The sequence below is a fragment of the Mitsuaria sp. TWR114 genome (genome assembly GCF_007997345.1).
In genome coordinates, this window is the sequence record NZ_VOSR01001030.1 from 1 (window position 1) to 2,007 (window position 2,007).

Here is a 2,007-nt window from a genome sequence, read left to right on the forward strand (position 1 = left end):
CTGGTGCTGCTGCTGGCGCTGTTCGGCGCGACGGCCAGTCTCTTCGACGTGGCCATCAACGCCGAGGCCACGGAGATCGAGCATCTCGCGGCACGGCCGCTGATGAGCGGCTTCCATGCGATGTTCAGCCTGGGCGGCATGGTGGGGGCCGGTGTCGGCAGCCTGCTGCCGCTGCTGGGCTGGGCGCCGCAGACGCATCTGCTGGTGGCCTGCAGCGTCGGCATGGCGCTGATCGTCGGCGCCTGCGCGGCGATGCTGAAGATGCGGACCGAGCCCGGCGAGAAGCAGCCGCTGAGCCTGCCGCGCGGCGTGCTCGCGCTGATCGGCACGCTGGCGGCGCTGGGGCTGATCGCCGAGGGCGCGATGTACGACTGGAGCGTGCTGTTCATGAAGCAGGAGCGGGCCAGCGATGCCAGCGTCTCGGCGCTGGGCTACGCGAGCTTCAGCCTGGCCATGGCGCTGGGCCGCTTCGGTGGCGACTGGGTGCGGGCGCGTGTCGCGCCGGTGCCGCTGATGGTCGCCAGCGGCCTGCTCGCCGCGGCCGGCATGGTCACGGCGCTGCTGGTGCCGGTCGCGCCGGCGGGGCTGCTGGGCTTCGCGCTGGTGGGCCTGGGGCTGTCCAATGTCGTGCCGGTGCTGTTCAGCGCCGCGTCCAAGGTGCCGGGTGTCAGCGCGGCGCACGGCATCGCGGCGGTGTCGTCGCTGGGTTACCTGGGCATGATGGCCGGGCCGCCGCTGATCGGGATGATCGCGGAGCACTCGTCGCTGACGGCGGGACTCTCCTGCGTGGTCTTCTTCGCGCTGATCATGGCGATCAGCGCCAACCGCGCGCTGGGCGTGACGCAGCAGCGCGGCGCCACCGGGGCGCCCGCAGGCGCCGCGCACTGAAGGCGAGGCAAGGGGGCCGCGAGGCGCCAGGGAGCGAGGGCGGCCACGACCGCGAGGCTTGTAGGCGATCGCCTGACAGCCGCATCGGGCGATGTCCTCCGCGACGATGCGCCGTTGCCCTCGTGCCCGCGGATGCGGACCTCCGTACAGTAGATCCTGACAACGGAATTCGAGCTTCCGTTGTTCATGCTTCTCTCTCGCATGGTCCGTCTTTTCCCTCTGCAGACGGACGAACTTTCGGCCCCGGTCTCACGACCGGGGCCTTTTCTTTTGGCGCGTCCAGGGGACCGTCCGGCCTGCCTAAGATGCGCGCCATGGACAGCACGACAACGACGCAGCGCCTGCGCATCGACTGGCGCGGCCGGCCGACCGACATCGACTACGCCTGGGTCAACGACACCGCCCGCGGACCGGCCGGCGCGCCGGCGCCGGTGATGGTGTTCCTGCACGAGGGGCTTGGGTCGATCGCGATGTGGCGCGACTTCCCGGCCCGCCTGTGCGAGGCCCTGGGCCTGCGCGGCCTGGTGTACTCGCGGCCCGGCTATGGCCGCTCGACGATGCGGCCCCCCGATGAGCGCTGGGCCCCGGACTATCTCCACCGCCAGGCGCATGAGGTGCTGCCCGCGGTGCTGGCCGGGCTGGGCATCGACTCCCCGCCCTGGCTCTTTGGCCACAGCGACGGCGGCTCCATCGCGCTGCTGCATGCGGCCCGCCTGCCCACCGCGGGCGCGATCGTCGCGGCGCCGCACATCGTCGTGGAGTCGCTTTCCATCGACGGCATCCGCGACACCGTCACGGCCTATGAGCGCGGCCCGCTGCGCGAGCGCCTGGCGCGCTTCCATGACGATCCCGACTCGCCCTTCCGCGGCTGGAGCGACTGCTGGCTCAGCCCCGCGTTCCGCGACTGGTCGATCGTCGAGGAGATCCGCGCGATCCGCTGCCCGCTGCTGGCGATGCAGGGCGTCGACGATGAATACGGCACGCTCGAGCAGATCCGCGGCATCGCCCGCGCGGTGCCGCGGACGCGCCTCTTCGAGATCCCCGCCTGCGGACACTCGCCGCACAAGGACCGGCCCGCGGAGGTGATCGCCGCGGTCCGCCACTGGCTGGTCGAGGTCG

2 protein-coding genes are annotated in these 2,007 nt (G+C 71.9%); both read left to right on the plus strand.

Annotated features, from left to right (window positions below; all coding sequences use genetic code 11):
- A partial coding sequence (locus FUT87_RS29605; protein WP_186830800.1) for an MFS transporter occupies positions 1 to 888 on the plus strand: 888 nt, incomplete at its 5' end.
- Between the two features lie 305 nt (positions 889 to 1,193).
- Positions 1,194 to 2,007 (plus strand): alpha/beta fold hydrolase (locus FUT87_RS26985; RefSeq protein WP_404935473.1); only part of this gene is annotated, 814 nt, incomplete at its 3' end.